The sequence below is a fragment of the Actinomadura luzonensis genome (assembly GCF_022664455.2).
Taxonomy (GTDB): Bacteria; Actinomycetota; Actinomycetes; order Streptosporangiales; family Streptosporangiaceae; genus Nonomuraea; species Nonomuraea luzonensis.
On the sequence record NZ_JAKRKC020000003.1, the window covers coordinates 427,025 to 442,860 of the forward strand.

A 15,836-nucleotide genomic window follows, 5' to 3' on the forward strand; every position below is an offset into this window, starting at 1 on the left:
TGTGAAAGCGCCATCACCCTAAGCGGGGGCACCGGTCGTCGTCCTGGTTATGCCGAGCGGCTATGGTCTACCAGAGGAACATTCGGGATTTCTCGACGGAGGCTGTCCGGCCATGCGCGAGGTTGTGGTGACGGGCGGCGGCACCGGGATCGGGTACGCGATCGCCGCGGCGTTCGCCTCGCGGGGCGACCACGTCACGATCACCGGCCGCCGTGAGCACGTGCTGAAGGAGTCCGCGAGCCGCATCGGCGCGGCCTGGGCCGCCTTCAACGCCGCCAGCCCGGTCGCCGTCAAGGAGGCGCTCGACCTCCTGCCGCCGCGCGTGGACGTGCTGGTCAACAACGCCGGCGGCAACACCAACCTCGACCGCAGGCAGTCCGGCGACCTCATGGACGTCGCCGAGGCGTGGTGGGCCAACCTCAACGCCAACCTGATGTCGACGGTGCTCGTCACGACCGCGCTGGCGCCGCGGCTCAGCGACGGCGCCCGGGTCGTCTCCATCGGCTCCCTCGCCGCCCGCGGCACCGGCTCCGGCTCGTACGGCGCCGCCAAGGCCGCCCTGGAGTCCTGGACCGCCGACCTGGCCGCCGAGCTGGGCCCCCGCGGCATCACCGCCAACGTGGTCGCCCCGGGCCTGGTCCTCGACACCGAGTTCTTCCGGGGCCGCCTCACCGAGGACGGCATCCGGGCGCGGGTGGACAACACCCGCAACGGCCGCCCTGGCACTCCGTCGGACGTGGCCGATACCGTGCTGTTCCTGGCCGGCGCCGGTGCCGGGCACGTCACAGGGCAGGTGCTCCACGTGAACGGCGGCGCCTACCTGGGCCGCTGACACCATCGAGACTCGAGGAAGGACGGACGTCGGTGCGGAAGGTGCTGATCGCCAACCGCGGCGAGATCGCCGTGCGGGTGGCCAGGGCGTGCAAGGACGCCGGCATCGGCAGCGTGGCGGTCTACGCCGACCAGGACCTCGACGCCCTGCACGTCAGGGTGGCCGACGAGGCGTACGCGCTGGGCGGGCAGTCCCCCGCCGAGACCTACCTCGACATCGCCAAGCTGCTCGGCGTGGCGGCCCGCGCCGGGGCCGACGCCGTGCACCCGGGCTACGGCTTCCTGTCCGAGAACGCCGAGTTCGCCCAGGCGGTCATCGACGCCGGGCTGACCTGGATCGGCCCGCCGCCCGCCGCCATCGCCGCGCTCGGCGACAAGGTGCGGGCCCGCCACATCGCCCAGAAGGTGGGCGCGCCGCTGGTGGCGGGCACCAAGGACCCGGTGTCCGGGGCCGAGGAGGTCGTGGCGTTCGCCGAGGAGCACGGGCTGCCCATCGCGATCAAGGCGGCGTACGGCGGCGGCGGGCGCGGCATCAAGGTCGCCCGCCGGCTGGAGGAGGTCGCCGAGCTGTACGAGTCGGCGGTGCGCGAGGCCGTGGCCGCGTTCGGCCGGGGCGAGTGCTTCGTCGAGCGCTACCTCGACCGGCCCCGCCACGTCGAGACGCAGTGCCTGGCCGACGCGCACGGCGGCGTGGTCGTGGTGAGCACCCGCGACTGCTCGCTCCAGCGCCGCCACCAGAAGCTCGTCGAGGAGGCGCCCGCGCCGTTCCTGACCGCCGAGCAGGAGGAGCTGCTGCGCTCCAGCTCCAAGGCGATCCTGCGGGAGGCCGGCTACGTCGGGGCGGGCACCTGCGAGTTCCTGGTCGGCCAGGACGGCACGGTCTCCTTCCTGGAGGTCAACACCCGGCTCCAGGTCGAGCACCCGGTCACCGAGGAGGTCTCCGGCCTCGACCTGGTCCGTGAGATGTTCCGCATCGCCGACGGCGAGGCGCTGGGCTACGACGACCCGCCGCTCCGCGGCCACTCCATCGAGTTCCGCGTGAACGCCGAGGACGCCGGCCGGAACTTCCTGCCCGCCCCCGGCACGCTGACCGCCATGCGCCCGCCCTCCGGGCCGGGCGTGCGGCTCGACGCGGGCTACGAGACGGGGATGACGGTGCCGGGGGCGTTCGACTCGCTCGTGGCCAAGCTCGTCGTCACCGGGCGGAACCGGCGCGAGGCGCTCGAACGCTCGCGGCGGGCGCTGGCGGAGTTCGAGATCTCCGGCATGCCGACCGTGCTGCCCTTCCACCGGCTGGTCGTGGACGACCCGGCCTTCACCGGCGAGCCGTTCTCCGTCCACACGCGGTGGATCGAGACCGAGTGGGACAACACGGTCACGCCGTACAACGAGCCCGTGGCGGCGGGCGAGGAGGCGGCGCGCGAGACGGTCACCGTGGAGGTCGGCGGCAAGCGGCTGGAGGTCGTGCTGCCCGCCGGGCTCGGCGCGGCGGCCGCTACGCCCTCCGCGAACAGGTCGCCGCAGAAGCGCGGGCGCGGCGGGGCGCGCAAGCCGGCCGCGGGCGGCGACTCCCTGGTCAGCCCCATGCAGGGCACGATCGTCAAGGTCGTCGCGAGCGACGGCGACACCGTCGCCGAGGGCGACACGATCGTGGTGCTGGAGGCCATGAAGATGGAGCAGCCGCTCACCGCGCACAAGTCCGGCACGGTCACCGGCCTCTCGGCGGCCGTCGGGCAGCCGGTGACCTCGGGCGCGGTCATCTGCGAGATCAAGGACGCCTGAGGCCGGGCTCCAGGATCTTTGCCGGGGGCGTGCTCCGCCGTGCTTCCCAGCGGGTAGCGTGCCCAGTGAGGAACTTTGCCGACCGCCCGTTCGTCCTCATGGGCGAAGGAGGCTTGCTGCCAATGACCCATTCGCTGCGCCGGGCAGGGGCCGCGATCGCGGCTCTGATCGCCGGTCTCATCGTCGTTCTTGCGCTGTCCCCTGCCGCCAACGCGGCGGCTCCCCCTGATGCCCAGACGGTGGTGTCCAACTGGAAGAAGGACCCGCTGTACACGGTGTCCGGCTCCCCGTTGACCTCCGACCAGCAGAGTGACATCAGTGACGCGCTGAAGGGGGCCGACAGCAAGATCTATGCCGTGGCCCTGCCCGACGGCACGATTGACAACTCCAACGTCGCGTCGTACACCGGGCAGCTCACCTCGGCCCTGTCGGCCGCCGGGCGGCCCAGCGCGACCGTCGTGGTGCTGGACGGCATGACCATGTTCACCGCCTCGACCGCCATCCCGCAGAACCTCGCGGGTCAGCTGGCCAAGCGCTCCACCAGCGCCAACTCCGACGTGGTCGACGGCTTCAAGGACTTCGCCAACCGCGTCGACCTCGCCGTGTCGGGCGACCGCAACGCCCTCGACAGCGGCAGCCAGGCCAACCCCGGCGCGGGCGGCACCGCCGCGCTGATCGGCCTCGGCGCGCTGGCCCTGGTCGGCGGCGGCGGCTACTTCCTCTACTCCAGCAACAAGAAGAAGAAGCGGGCCATCCAGGAGGCCAAGGACCTCGCGGCGGTCAAGCAGACCGTGGACGAGGACGTCACCAAGCTGGGCGAGGAGATCACCGCGCTCGACACCGACGTCAAGCTCGCCGGCGAGGGCGGCCAGCACATCCAGGAGTGGCAGACGGCGCTCGACTCCTACGAGAAGGCCAAGACCCAGCTCGCCGCGGTGCAGCGTCCCGACCAGGTGCGCGAGGTCACCCAGACCCTGGAGGACGGCCGCTACGCGCTGGCCGTGGTCAAGGCCAAGGTCAACAACGAGCCGGTGCCCGAGCGGCGCGCCCCCTGCTTCTTCAACCCGCAGCACGGCCCGTCCGTCCGCGACGTGCGCTGGGCCCCGCCCGGCGGCGCGGTGCGCGACGTGCCGGCCTGCCGCATGGACGCCGAGGCCGTGGAGCGCGGCTTCGACCCGCAGATGCGCGAGGTCATGGTCGACGGCCAGCGCCGCCCGTACTACGACGCGGGCCCGGCCTACACTCCCTACGCCTACGGCTACTACGGCGGCTTCGGCGACATCATGACCGGCATGTTCATCGGCACCATGATGGGCGGCCTTCTGAGCGGCGGCTGGGGCTACGGCGGCTACGGCGCCGGTTACGCGGAGGGCTACGCCGACGGCGGCGGCGACTTCGGCGGGGGCGGCGGCGACTTCGGCGGCTTCGGTGACTTCGGCGGCGGCGGTGGCGACTTCGGCGGCGGTGACTTCGGCGGGGGCGACTTCGGCGGCGGCGACTGGTAGTCCGCTCCCGATCGGCAGGTCACCCGGGTGATCCGCCCGCACGCATGAGAACGCCCCTCGCGGTCCGGTCCGCGAGGGGCGTTCTCGTTCTCCCGTGCCCGCCGGGCGCCCATCAGGCGAGGCCAGGCACACGTCCGGCCGCCAGGCCGGCGAACAGGTCGTCCTCCGGCAGCGCGCTCTCGACGTGCGAGCGCGCCAGCCGGTAGTCCTCGGTGGGCCAGACCTGCCGTTCGACCTCCCGGTCGTGCCACATGAAGCCGCCGTCCGGGTCGATCTGCGTGGCGTGGGCGAGCAGCGCCCGGTCCCTGACCTCGAAGTACTCCGCGCACGGCACCCGGGTGGTGACCTCCGGCTCCGACGCGTCCCCGAGCTCGGCGAGGACGGGCCCCATGGCCGAGTCGAGGCCGCGGGCGGTGAGCGCGTCGTGCATCGTCCGGAACCAGGCCCTGGACAGGGCGTTGTGGTAGTACAGCTTGGCCGGTCGCCAGGGCTCGCCCGCCTCGGGCCGGCAGGCCGGGTCGCCGGCCGCGTCGAAGGCGGCCACCGTCACCTCGTGGGTCCTGACGTGGTCGGGGTGCGGATAGCCGCCGGTCTCGTCGTAGGTGACGACGACGTGCGGGCGGAACTCGCGGATGATCTCCACGAGCCGGCCGGCCGCCTCCTCCAGCGGCGTGACGGCGAAGCAGCCCGCCGGCGGCGGCTCGCCCGCGGCCGGCAGCCCCGAGTCGGCGAACCCGAGGAAGCGCTGCCGCACGCCGAGGACGCCGCAGGCCGCGGCCACCTCCGCCCGCCGGATCGCGGGCAGGTCCCGCCGCACGTCCGGCCGGTCCATCGCGGGGTTGAGCACGTCGCCGCGCTCCCCTCCGGTGCAGGTGACGACCAGGACGTCCACGCCTTGCGCGGCGTACTTGGCGAGCGTCGCGGCGCCCTTGCTGGACTCGTCGTCGGGGTGGGCGTGCACGCTCATCAGGCGCAACGGCTCTTCGTGCGTGATGCGCAGGTTCATGCGCTCTCCTTTCTCTTAGGACGACAACAAATTTAGGTCAAACATAAGTTTGTGTCAATGCTAATATGAGCGGCATGAGCGCAGGACTTCGCGAGCTGAAGAAGCGGCAGACGCGGCAGGCGATCTCCGACACCGCGACCCGGCTGTTCCTGGAGCGCGGGTTCGAGCAGGTCACGGTGGCCGAGATCGCGGCGGCCGCCCAGGTGGCCAAGATGACCGTCACCAACTACTTCCCGCGCAAGGAGGACCTCGCCCTCGACTACCACGAGACCTTCACCGCCAGCCTGGCCGCCGCCGTGACCGAGCGGCGGGCGGGCGAGTCCGCGCTGGCCGCGCTGCGCCGGGAGCTCCTGGCCGCCGTCGAGCGGCGCGACGCGGTCGCCGGCTTCTCCGGCCCCGACTTCGCCCGCCTGATCACCGGCAGCCCCACCCTGTCCGCCCGGCTGCGCGAGCTGCACGACCTGCGCGAGGACGCGCTCGCGCGGGCGCTCGCCGCCGGCGCCGCTCCCGGCGACCCTGTCCCCCGGGCCGTGGCCGCCGTGCTCGCCGGCGCGCACCGGGTGCTGTTCCAGCAGGTCATGGAGCTGACCATGGCGGGCACGGCCGACCACGAGATCGCGGCCGCCGTCACCGAGGCCGCCCGCCGCGTCTTCGACCTGCTGGAGCCCTCCCTCGGCGGCTACGCCGTACGCGCCGCCTAGCGTTCCTGTCGTACCGCGCACCTCCTCGACGACCTCGACTCCGAGAACGGGCGGCTGCTCGTCCACGACGCCGGCGCCTATGACGACGGGTGGACCCGCATCTGGACGGGCGAGGTGCGGGTCGCGTACCTGCTGCTGGTGCGGGGGCGCCTGTTCTGCCTGCGGTTCTGGCCTGCGTAGGATCAGCGCTGTGATCTACCTCGCGCAGGGCGGCCGGGTCGGGCTCCGTTACCTGTCGATGGCCGACGCGGCCGAGGTCGTGGCGCTCAACCGGGAGAGCCGCGAGCTGCACGCCCCCTGGCTGCCCGGCGACCCCGTCACCACCCCCGAGGCGTTCGAGGCGTACATGAGCCGCTTCGACGGCCCGTCCCACGAGGGCTTCGTCATCTGCCGCCGCGACACCGGGCGCATCGCCGGCCGGGTCAACGTCAACAACATCATCCGCGGCACCCACCAGTCCGCGACGATCGGCTACAGCGCCTACGCCTCCACCGCGGGCCGCGGCTACATGACCGAGGGGCTGCGGCTGCTGGTCCTGTTCGCCTTCGGCGAGCTGGGGCTGCACCGGCTGGAGGCCAACATCCAGCCCGGCAACACCTCCTCGCTCCACCTGATCGAACGGGTGGGCTTCCAGCGCGAGGGTTTCTCCCCCCACTTCCAGCTCATCAACGGCGCCTGGCGCGACCACGAGCGGTGGGCCATCACCGCGGAGATGGTCTGAGCCGGCTCATGACGCCTCAGGGCTGCGGGTGGCCAGGTCGAAGGTGACGCAGAGCTCCCGCGCGTACGCCTCCAGGTCCAGGTCGGGGCGGGTCTGGAGGAGGAACGGCAGCCCGTCCATGCTGCGCTGGATCGCGGTGGCCATGACGAAGGGGTCGAACGCCCGGAACTCGCCGCGTTCCTGGCCGTCGCGCAGGATGGCCTCCAGGTGCCCGAGCGCGTCGCGGTCGTCGCCGGGGCCGTAGGAGCTGAGGTCGCCGCTCGGATGCAGGAAGATCTCCATGACCGCCTTCATCTGCGGCCGGTGCCCGGCGACGAACTCCACCAGGCCGGTGATGTAGGCCCGCAGCCGCCCGCGCGCGTCCCGGGCGGCGTCCACCCGCTCGCCCATGTGCCGCGCGAGCCGCTGGAGCACGTCCGCGAGCACGGCGGCCATCAGCTCGTCCTTGCCGGCGAAGTGGTAGGAGATGAGCCGCGTGCTGCTGAGCCCGGCCCGTTCGGCGATCCTGGCGAAGCTGGTCTGGTTGTAGCCGAGCTCGGCGATCGTGTCGATGGTGGCGGCGACGATCTGCGCCCGCCTGGCCGTCGACGTGAACGTGTGACCGCCGGAGGTTACTCGCATGAGTAATTGGTACCACCGGCGAGGGGCGGTCAGTCGGCGGGCAGGAGGGTGCCGAGCGGGCCGAGGTCGAGGTTGAGGTCGGCGGGCGTCAGCTCGAAGCGCTCGCACAGGTCCTCCATCGCCTCCTCCAGGCTCATGAGCGTGACGCCCAGGGCCTCGATCTGCTCGTCGGTGAGGTTGCCGCCCTCCATGCGGCGCACGCACTGGCGCTCGACGAGCTGGCGTACCAGCTCGACGATGGTGAGCACCAGGCGGGACAGGTCGCGCTGGACGGTCTCCGGGTCGGCGGCGATGCGCCAGCGCGTCCCCTCCTCGTTCACGCGCCCTCCAGCTTGTCGGCGGAGACGAAGATCGTCCGCAGCGAGATGCACACGAGGTCGACGTCGGCGATGGACAGCACGATGTCGCCGCTCAGGGCGACGCCGCCGGCCAGCAGCCGGTCCAGCAGGTCCACGAGCGACACCCGCTCGGGCGGCAGCCGGTCGCTCATCGCCACGTCGTCGCCGGGCGTCGCCGGCAGCGGCGGCGCGCTCACCGGGTCTCCAGCACGGTGAACGAGTACGGCGCCCACGGCCCCGTCACCGTCAGCTCGACCCCGCTCCCGCCGAGCGCGCCCGCCAGCTCGGCGAACTCCCCGACACGGCCCTCGTCCACCAGGTAGGCCCCGTTGAGCAACATCCAGTCCGCCCGGCCCGACAGCCGCGGGTCCTGAGGACGGTGCCGGCGGCTCGCCGCGGCGACCGTGGCGAGCGCGGCGTGGATGTGCTCGGCCCGGGCCAGGGCCTGCCGCCGCGCCTGCTCGCGCCCGCGCAGGCCGGCCCGCCGCCGCCGCAGGTACGCGGTGCCCGGCTTGCCGGGCTCACAGCCCGTCCCGTCCGCGTCGGGGGTGGCGTCGGCCGCCGGCTCGGGAGCCGCCGGGTCGGCGAACGCCTTCACGCCCCACTCGCGGCGCCCCCTGACCTGCTCCAGCACCTCCGCGAACGCCCCGGCGCGGCGCTCCAGCAGGTCGCGGACCTGCTCGTCGTCGTCGTACACGGTGACGAGCCGGACCGGCGCGGTCGGCGTGGCGGCGGCCACGGCGTCCACCACGCGGTGGTGCGCGCGGGCGGTGCCGGCCAGCCAGTCCATGTCCTCCAGCGAGCGGCGCAGCGGCTCCTCGGCGAAGCGCTCCAGCGGCACGCTGCTCACGTACGCGACGAGCCCGCCGCGCGCGATCGTGCGCACGAGCGTGTCCGCCACGCCCGGCGGGCAGCCGGGCACCTCGTCCCTGGCGACGGCGTACAGGTAGGTCCCGGCGTCACTCATCCTGGCCCGCCCGGTCCTCGATGGCCGCCAGGCGGCGGCGCAGCCGGCGGTTCTCCTCGACCAGCTCCCGGTCCCGGCCGGACAGGAAGGGGTCGTGCTTCCACCAGTCGATGCCGAGCTCCCTGGCGGTGTCCACGGACGCGATGAGCAGCCGCAGCTTGATCGTCAGCAGCTCGATGTCGAGCAGGTTCACCCGGATGTCGCCCGCGATGACCACGCCCCTGTCGAGCACGCGCTCCAGGATGTCGCCCAGGTTGGCCGGCTCGTGGCCGGTCGAGGTGGGCCCGTACGAGGGGCGGACGACCGGCCCGCCCGAGGTCCCTACCGAGTCCATGTCACGCCGCCCCGCCCGGTCACAGGGTCTCCCCGTTGTCGCCGCTGCCCCGCCGGTAGCGTCGCAGCCTCCGATATGCCAGCAAGCTCCCCTCCTCGTCGATCTCGACCTGGTAGAGCGCGAGGATGTCGCCGGAGGAGGGGATCCGGCGGTCCTCGACGACCTCCACGGTGATGATCCAGCCGTCCTGGGCGGGGGTGACCGCGGTCACCCCCTCGGTCTCCTTGGTCGTCAGGTCGGCGATGTGGCGCAGGCCCACACCGCCGGCCGTGACGGCCGTCAGCGCCGGCGCGCTCTCGCGCTCGTCCCGCTGCTCATCGATGGCGGGCATCGGTCACCTCCCGGTAGCCAGGCGGAGGACCTGCCGCACCGCCTCGTCGTGCTCCTCCTCGGAGATCTGCCCGGCCTCCAGGGCCGCGTCGATCTCCTCCAACTTCCGCCGGATCGCGGCGGGGTTCTTGGTCTGCTGCTCCACCTGCTGCTGGATCACCTCGCCCAGCTTCATGAGGAGCCGGACCGGCGCGAGCGGCAGACCTCCGATCGCGCCGAACAGGCCCACGCGCTACCCCTCGTCCGCCTGCGCGACGACGAAGTCGTACGGGGCGAGCGGCCCGAGCAGCCGCACGTCCACCCGTCCCGACCAGCGCTTGGCGAAGTCGCCGAGCTTCTGCTCCAGCGCCTCCTGGTCGCTGGTGCGCATCAGCAGGGCGACGTTGACGGCGTCCTGCTCGTGCGTCGGCTCCCTGATCGCCGCCTGGGCGTAGCAGCCGGTCACGGCGTCGAGGAGCAGGCGCGTGTCCAGGTCGCGCTTGGCCTCGATGGTGCCGGCGATGATCTCGCCGAGCCGGATGCGCTCGTTCCTGGTCGCGTCCTCGGAGGTGCCGCGGATGGCCTCGCGCAGGGTCGCGGCCTCCGGGTTCTCGCTGAGGATCTCGCCCATGAGCGTCTCCTCGACGTAGCGGCCCTTGACGATGTACTCGGCGTAGCCCTTGAGCTCGTTGAGCGCGTTGGCGAAGTCGTCGTGGTGCGGCTTCAGCAGCTCCTCGACGACGGCCTCCGCGTTCGTCAGGACCGAGCCGAAGCGGAACGGCAGCACGGAGGTCTTGCCGGAGACGGCGTCGAGCAGCCGTTCGTGGGCCAGGAAGTCGCCCGGCTGGCCGAGCGGCTGGTCCACGGCGACCTCGCTGACCAGGGCGGCGATCTGGCCGTGGCGTACCAGCGTCACCTTGCCGGCCGGGTCGCCGAGGCCGCGCTGGTCCGGCGGCACCTGGGTGTCGGCGGGCACGATGCCGTAGACGTAGGCGCCGAGCGTCGTGTTCTGGCGGCTGGCCTGCTTGGGCACGGAGGCGCCCTGAACCTCTGTCGATCGTCCCATGTCCTACTTGTCCTCTCGCTCGACGTGGGTCTCCGTCTCCGCCGGCTGCTCCTCGCGCTTCTTGGAGAACTGGTCGGCGAAGTCGGCCAGCTTCTCGTCGGCCGCTTCGAGCACGCCCTGGACCACTTCCTTGGTCTTGTCGGGGGACGGCGCGCCCTTGGCCTGCGCGACGACCTCCGGCAAGCCCTTCTCGGACTTGGCCATGTCGAGCCGGTTCGCGGCCTCCGCGAAGCGGAGATAGGTGTCGACACTGGCGATGACGATCCGCGTGTCGATGGTCAGGATCTCGATCCCGACGAGGGACACGCGGACGTAGGCGTCAATGACGAGCCCTCTGTCGAGGATCGTGTCGATGACGTCGGCCAGACCTGTCGAGGACGGCTTTCCCATCTGGCCGGTGCCGGCCGGCTGCACTGAGGTGGTCATACCTTTCCCCTCTCGCCTCAGGCGACCCTCCCCGCAGGAAGGCGACACCCAACCACATACGGCGAGATATCGGACAGGTTTTACCTGCGTCGGCGCAGCCTTGGCCGAACGTGGAGCGGGAGCACGTTTGGCTTACGTGCTGCTGCGCACGGCCAGCAGCGGGGCCAGCAACGTCGAGTCGGGGACGTCACGGCCCTCCAGCTTGTCCATGACCAGCCGCACCGCCTCCCGGCCCACCTCCTCGGCCGGGATCAGCACCGAGGTGAGCGGCGGGCTGGCGCGCTCGGCCACGTCGTCCGGGCAGATGGCCACCACGGCGACGTCCTGCGGCACCCGGCGGCCGAGCTGGCGCAGCGCGGCCAGCACGTGGCCGACCGCGGCCTCGTTGTGCACCACCAGGCCGGACAGCGCCGGGCGGTCGAGCAGCAGGTCGCGCACGCTCTCGTAGACCTCGTCGAAGGTCTCCTCGCAGGGCAGCGCCACGCCCTTCAGCCCGTGACCGGCCAGCGCGGCCGTGAAGCCGTCGCGGGTGCGGGTGGCGAAGCCGGTGCCCCGGTCGTAGACGACCGAGGGCGCGCCGAGCAGCGCGATCTCCTGGTGGCCGCGCTCGGCCAGGTGCTCGACGCAGCGCGCGCCGGCCGCGCGGAAGTCGAGGTCCACGCAGGTCAGCCCGGCGGGGCGGGCGGGGAAGCCGATGAGCACGCTCGGCTCGGCCAGCTCGCGCAGCAGCGGGACGCGGCGGTCGTCCAGCTCGACGTCCATGAGGACCAGCGCGTCCACCAGGGCGCTGGCCGCCACCCGCCGGATCCCGGCCGTGCCCTCGTCGGCGGTCAGCAGCAGCACGTCGTGGTCGAAGCGGCGGGCGGCGGTGACGACCGCGCTGGCGAAGCGCATCAGCACGGGCACGTGCATGCCGGCGCGCAGCGGCAGCACCAGCGCGATCACGTTGGAGCGCTTGCTGGCCAGGGCGCGGGCCCCGGCGTTCGGGTGGTAGCCGAGCGCGCTGATGCTGTCGAGCACGCGCCGGCGGGTGTCGGCCGAGATCGTGCGCTTGCCGCTCAGCACGTACGACACCGTGCTGACCGCCACGCCGGCGTGCTTGGCGACCTCGGAGATCGTGACCGTGCGCCGGCTCAAGCCCCGGCTCCGAGGTCGAGCCGGACCAGGGTCACGCCGTCGTTCTCGAACACCACATAAAGATCGTGCACCCCTTCGGCGGGCGCAAGGGATGACGTGACGGTGTGATGCTCGTAGCGGCCCGTCCGCGGGACGGGGAACGTCGCGAGCACCTCGCCGTAGAGGGGGTCGCCGCGGCGGACGGTGATCATGCCGCCCTCGGCGCTGCCGGCCGTGGCCGCGCAGCTCGTCACGCCGGTCAGGTCCACCTCGCGGAACGCGATCCAGGCGCCCTCGGCGTCGGAGCGCACCGCGTCGCCGTCCTCGCGGGTCTCGGCCACGAACGTGACGGCGTCGTACTCGTCGTGCGCGGCGGCGCGCAGCGGCCCGCGCTGGGGCGGGATGACCTCGCCCGCGACCTCGAACCGGGCGCTCAGCCGCAGGTCGGTGGCGCTGCGCCCGACCATGAGCCGGTGCGGCGCGCGCTCCACGACGAAGCGGGCGCGGGTGACGTCCCAGAAGGCCAGCTCGGCGACCGGCAGGGCGAGCGTGACGAGGCGGCTCTCGCCCGGCTCCAGGCGCACCTTCTCGAAGCCGCGCAGGCGGCGCAGCGGCTGCTTGACGCGGGAGCGCTGCTGGTGGGTGTAGAACTGCACGACCTCGACCCCGGGCCGCTCGCCGGTGTTGGTGACGGTGACCCGCGCGGTCACGGTGTCGTCCTCGACCGAGACCCGCAGGTCCGCGTAGTCGAAGGTGGTGTAGCTGAGGCCGTGGCCGAAGGGGTGCAGCGGGGTGCCGCGGAAGTACAGGTACGTGGCGTCGGAGGCGATGATGTCGTAGTCGAGCAGGTCGGGCAGCTCCTGCTCGGAGCGGTACCAGGTCTGGGTGAGGCGGCCCTCGGGGTCGGCGTCGCCGAACAGCACCTCGGCCAGGGCGTGGCCGTACTCCTGGCCGCCGTGCGCCGACCACAACACCGCGGGCACCTCGTCGTCGGTCCAGGTGAGCGGGTAGCCGCTGGTGATGACCATGACGGTGCGGGCGTTGGCCTTGCGGACGGCGGTGAGCACGGCGTTCTGGGCGGGGGCGAGGGCGAGGGTCAGACGGTCCTCGGTCTCGCGGCCGTTGACCAGCGGGTGGTCGCCGACCACGACCACGGCCACGTCGGCCGTCGCGGCCAGCCGGGCGGCCTGCTCGACGCCGCTCCTGACCACGTCCATGGCCAGCCAGACGGCCTGGTCGGCGTCGTCCACCAGGCGCAGCACGCCGTCCGCGGCGGCGCCGACGTAGCAGCCGGTCGAGATGTGGCGCAGGGCGAGCGTGCCGCGCGGGCGCTCCTCCATCCGGAACGTCTCGCGCACCTCCCACCCGTTCGGGCCGGGCTGGTCGTTGACCAGGGTGCCGCCGTCCACCGAGACGAACCGGCCGGTGGTGACCGAGCGCAGCGCGTACGCCCCGCCGCCCCAGTCGAACAGGTCGAACGCCCCCGCCTCGGCCGCCCCCGCGCTGAGCGGCCCGCCGCCGGGGTCGGCGCTGACCGGCCCGGCGTCCGCGGTGAACGTCACCCGGTCCACGGCCTCGCAGAACACCGTCTCGCCGCGCTCGGCCAGCCCGGCGCGGGCGGTGACGGAGTAGGGCAGGGTGCCGCTGTACCAGTCCTCCATGAGTGTGTCGCCGAGCTGCCCGATGACCGCGACGCGCGGCCGGCCGGACAGCGGCAGCAGGCCGTCGTTCTTCAGCAGCACGATCGAGCGGCGGGCGGCCTCCCTGGCCAGCGCCTGGTGCTCGGGGCAGTTGACCACGCCGTCCGCCGTGCACGGCGCCGCCGGGTCGAACTCGCCGAGCCGGAAGCGGATCGACAGCACGTGCCGCACGGCCGCGTCCACGTCGGCCTCGCTCAGCAGCCCCTGGCCGAGGGCGTCGCGCAGGTGACCGAGGGTGGCGGCGGAGCGGTCGTCGTCCTGGGTGAAGCTGTCCAGGCCGGCCTTGACGGCGTGCGCGTACGCCTCGGCCGGCGTGTCGTGGTAGCCCTGGGTGCCGGTGAGGTTGCCCGGCGCGTAGGCGTCGCTGACGACCAGCAGGTCGTCCGGCGCCCAGGCGCGTAAGAGCTGGTTGATCAGCGGGCTGAGGTGCGCGGGCCGGCCGTTGACCAGGTTGTAGGAGGGCATGACGGCCACGGCCGCGCCCTGCTCGATGGCCGGGCGGAAGGCGGGCAGCTCGTACTCGTGCAGCACGCGCGGCGGCACGCCGCTGGAGGTGGTGCAGCGGTCGGTCTCGTTGTTGTAGGCGAGGAAGTGCTTGAGCGTGGGGGCGGTCCGCAGCCTTTCGGGAGCGCTCCCACGGAGGCCGTGGGCGTAGGCCGCGCCCATGACGCCGGTCAGCCAGGGGTCCTCGGAGTAGCCCTCCTCGTTGCGTCCCCAGCGGGGGTCGCGCAGCGGGTTGACCACGGGGGCCCAGACGTTGAGCCCCGCCCCGGACGGGTCCTTGCGGTGGAAGGCCACGACCTCCTCGCCGGTGGCCTCGCCGACGCGGCGGACGAGGTCGAGGTCCCAGGTGGAGGCCAGCCCGACGGCCTGCGGGAAGACGGTGGCCGGGCCGAGCCACGCCAGGCCGTGCAGCGCCTCGGTGCCGGTGCGGAACGGGCCGAGCCCCAGCCGCTCGACCGGGGCCTGGTACTGGTGCAGCAGGCCGACCTTCTCCGTCAGGGTGAGCCTGCGCACCAGGTCGTCGATCCGGTCGGCCAGGGGGGCCGAGGGGTCGCGGAAGGGGGGTTCGTGCATGGTCATCCCTCGAGAGAGTGTCGAAGCGCTTCGACGACCGGCCTGGGGAAGTTACGCGGACGTTTCGGTGGGTTGACTGAAGGGTGCACTTCCGCGTGACCAAGGTCAAGGGATTCGCGACAATCCTCCGGGCAATCTTCCCGAGTCGACGGAGTCGAGCACCCGGGCCGCGCCGCCGAGCGCCGCCGCGTCCTGGCCCAGCGTCGAGGCCACGACCTGGCATCCTCCCGCGTCGGGCGCGATCACCCGATCGGCCAGCTCGGCGTGCACGGCGGGCAGCAGCCACGGCGCGAGCGGCACGTAGTGACCGCCGAGGACGATCACCTCGGGGTCGAGCAGGTTGGCCAGGACGGACACGCCCCGGCCCAGGTTGCGCCCGGTCGTCTCCAGCGTCGTGAGCGTGCCGGGATCGCCCGCGCCGGCCAGCCGGACGACCTCCTCGATCTCCATCTGGATCTCGGCGGGCGGCACGCCGGCCGGGGAGGGGGCCCTGCGCAGCACCGCGCCGACGCCGGCCATCGCCTCCAGGCAGCCGCGCCGGCCGCAGTGGCACTCCGGGCCGTCGGGGTCGAGCTGCACGTGGCCGAACTGGCCGCTGTAGCCGAGGCCGCCGCGCCGGAGCCGCCCGTCGAGGATGATGCCCGCGCCGACGCCCAGCTCGCCGGTCAGGTAGACCAGGTCGGCGGCCCCGGCGTGCGCGCCGAACCGCTGCTCGGCGAGCGCGGCGAGGTTGGCGTCGTTGTCCACCTGGATGGGGAAGCCGGGGTCGCGCAGTGCCTTGGCGAGGTCGCCGCCGAGGTCGGCGTCACGCCAGCCGAGGTTGGGGGCCAGGCGGACGGTGCCCTGCACGTCGACCAGCCCCGGCACGGCCACGGCGAGGCCGAGCACCTGGCGCTCCTCCTTGGCCATGCGGCTGACCACCCGCCGCACGATCGCGCCGACGCCGGCCACGTCCTGGTTGACCGAGTCGCCGGCCGCGAACGAGCGCCGCCAGGTGAGCAGCCGCTCCCCCGCGAGGTCGGTGGCGACGGCCGAGACGTGGTCGACGTTGATCTGCACTCCGATGGCGGCGTACGGGGAGCCGTCGAGGACGAGCATCGTGGCGGGCCGACCGACGCGGTTCTCGGTGAGACCGGTCTCGCGGACCAGGCGGCGGTCGATGAGGTCGGCGACCAGGCTCGACACGGTCGCCTTGTTGAGCCCGGTGGAGGCCGCGATGTCGGCGCGCGAGCAGGGCGCGTGCTCGCGGACGAAACGCAGCACGACCGCGAGGTTGGTGGCCCGTACGTCGGCGAAGTCGGCCGGCTGCGGGCCGGTCGTAGAAGTGATCAAAATC

18 protein-coding genes are annotated in these 15,836 nt (G+C 73.0%); 5 read left to right on the forward strand and 13 right to left on the reverse strand.

The genetic code is table 11. The features are described 5' to 3' along the window. Nucleotides 1-112 precede the first annotated feature (112 nt). The 3 genes from MF672_RS47025 to MF672_RS47035 all read left to right on the forward strand — a co-directional run bounded on the left by MF672_RS47025 (nt 113) and on the right by MF672_RS47035 (nt 4,118). Nucleotides 113-832 carry an SDR family NAD(P)-dependent oxidoreductase gene (locus MF672_RS47025; protein WP_242373755.1) on the forward strand — a complete coding sequence of 240 codons (720 nt, stop codon included), beginning with the start codon at nt 113-115 and terminating at the stop codon, nt 830-832. Nucleotides 833-864: 32 nt separating this feature from the next. Beyond that, nucleotides 865-2,613: an acetyl/propionyl/methylcrotonyl-CoA carboxylase subunit alpha gene (locus MF672_RS47030; protein ID WP_242373756.1), complete on the forward strand. Its 1,749-nt coding sequence runs from the start codon at nt 865-867 to the stop codon at nt 2,611-2,613. A gap of 122 nt (nt 2,614-2,735) precedes the next feature. Next, the gene (locus MF672_RS47035) at nt 2,736-4,118 is read left to right on the forward strand and encodes a hypothetical protein (RefSeq protein WP_242373757.1); all 1,383 of its coding nucleotides are present in this window, start codon (nt 2,736-2,738) and stop codon (nt 4,116-4,118) included. A 112-nt stretch (nt 4,119-4,230) separates the two neighbouring features. Here MF672_RS47035 and mca read toward each other — a convergent pair whose 3' ends face one another. Beyond that, the gene (gene mca, locus MF672_RS47040; protein ID WP_242373758.1) at nt 4,231-5,124 is read right to left on the reverse strand and encodes a mycothiol conjugate amidase Mca; all 894 of its coding nucleotides are present in this window, start codon (nt 5,122-5,124) and stop codon (nt 4,231-4,233) included. A gap of 74 nt (nt 5,125-5,198) precedes the next feature. Here mca and MF672_RS47045 point away from each other — a divergent pair, with 74 nt between their 5' ends. Together MF672_RS47045 and MF672_RS47050 are read left to right on the forward strand one after the other, a co-directional pair. Beyond that, a complete protein-coding gene (locus tag MF672_RS47045) occupies nt 5,199-5,825 on the forward strand; it encodes a TetR/AcrR family transcriptional regulator (protein WP_242373759.1) in 627 nt (208 codons plus the stop codon). Nucleotides 5,826-6,015: 190 nt separating this feature from the next. Then, nucleotides 6,016-6,546: a GNAT family N-acetyltransferase gene (locus MF672_RS47050; protein ID WP_242373760.1), complete on the forward strand. Its 531-nt coding sequence runs from the start codon at nt 6,016-6,018 to the stop codon at nt 6,544-6,546. 6 nt (nt 6,547-6,552) lie between these two features. Here MF672_RS47050 and MF672_RS47055 read toward each other — a convergent pair whose 3' ends face one another. From MF672_RS47055 to MF672_RS47110, 12 genes are all read right to left on the reverse strand, one after another. Further along, a complete protein-coding gene (locus MF672_RS47055) occupies nt 6,553-7,167 on the reverse strand; it encodes a TetR/AcrR family transcriptional regulator (RefSeq protein ID WP_242373761.1) in 615 nt (204 codons plus the stop codon). Between the two features lie 29 nt (nt 7,168-7,196). Further along, nucleotides 7,197-7,487: a gas vesicle protein K gene (locus MF672_RS47060; RefSeq protein WP_242373762.1), complete on the reverse strand. Its 291-nt coding sequence runs from the start codon at nt 7,485-7,487 to the stop codon at nt 7,197-7,199. Beyond that, nucleotides 7,484-7,702: a gas vesicle protein gene (locus MF672_RS47065; RefSeq protein WP_242373763.1), complete on the reverse strand. Its 219-nt coding sequence runs from the start codon at nt 7,700-7,702 to the stop codon at nt 7,484-7,486. Before MF672_RS47065 ends, MF672_RS47060 begins: the two co-directional genes overlap by 4 nt. Continuing rightward, nucleotides 7,699-8,472 carry a GvpL/GvpF family gas vesicle protein gene (locus MF672_RS47070; RefSeq protein ID WP_242373764.1) on the reverse strand — a complete coding sequence of 258 codons (774 nt, stop codon included), beginning with the start codon at nt 8,470-8,472 and terminating at the stop codon, nt 7,699-7,701. Before MF672_RS47070 ends, MF672_RS47065 begins: the two co-directional genes overlap by 4 nt. Then, nucleotides 8,465-8,806, reverse strand: coding sequence for a gas vesicle protein GvpJ (gene gvpJ, locus MF672_RS47075; RefSeq protein ID WP_242373765.1), 342 nt, complete (start codon nt 8,804-8,806; stop codon nt 8,465-8,467). Before gvpJ (MF672_RS47075) ends, MF672_RS47070 begins: the two co-directional genes overlap by 8 nt. A gap of 19 nt (nt 8,807-8,825) precedes the next feature. Beyond that, nucleotides 8,826-9,137 carry a gas vesicle protein GvpO gene (gvpO, locus tag MF672_RS47080; RefSeq protein WP_242373766.1) on the reverse strand — a complete coding sequence of 104 codons (312 nt, stop codon included), beginning with the start codon at nt 9,135-9,137 and terminating at the stop codon, nt 8,826-8,828. A gap of 3 nt (nt 9,138-9,140) precedes the next feature. Further along, the gene (locus MF672_RS47085; RefSeq protein ID WP_242373767.1) at nt 9,141-9,365 is read right to left on the reverse strand and encodes a gas vesicle protein GvpG; all 225 of its coding nucleotides are present in this window, start codon (nt 9,363-9,365) and stop codon (nt 9,141-9,143) included. Between the two features lie 3 nt (nt 9,366-9,368). Further along, nucleotides 9,369-10,181, reverse strand: a complete 813-nt coding sequence (locus MF672_RS47090) for a GvpL/GvpF family gas vesicle protein (protein WP_242373768.1) — start codon at nt 10,179-10,181, stop codon at nt 9,369-9,371. 3 nt (nt 10,182-10,184) lie between these two features. Beyond that, nucleotides 10,185-10,607 (reverse strand): gas vesicle protein GvpJ, encoded by a 423-nt coding sequence (gvpJ, locus tag MF672_RS52480; RefSeq protein ID WP_242373769.1) that lies wholly within the window; start codon nt 10,605-10,607, stop codon nt 10,185-10,187. 132 nt (nt 10,608-10,739) lie between these two features. Then, entirely contained in the window at nt 10,740-11,744 is a 1,005-nt protein-coding gene (locus tag MF672_RS47100) for a LacI family DNA-binding transcriptional regulator (protein ID WP_242373770.1), read from the reverse strand. Further along, nucleotides 11,741-14,506, reverse strand: a complete 2,766-nt coding sequence (locus MF672_RS47105; RefSeq protein ID WP_242373771.1) for a glycoside hydrolase family 3 protein — start codon at nt 14,504-14,506, stop codon at nt 11,741-11,743. Before MF672_RS47105 ends, MF672_RS47100 begins: the two co-directional genes overlap by 4 nt. Before the next feature lie 99 nt (nt 14,507-14,605). Continuing rightward, nucleotides 14,606-15,832, reverse strand: a complete 1,227-nt coding sequence (locus MF672_RS47110) for an ROK family transcriptional regulator (protein ID WP_242373772.1) — start codon at nt 15,830-15,832, stop codon at nt 14,606-14,608. Nucleotides 15,833-15,836 lie beyond the last annotated feature (4 nt).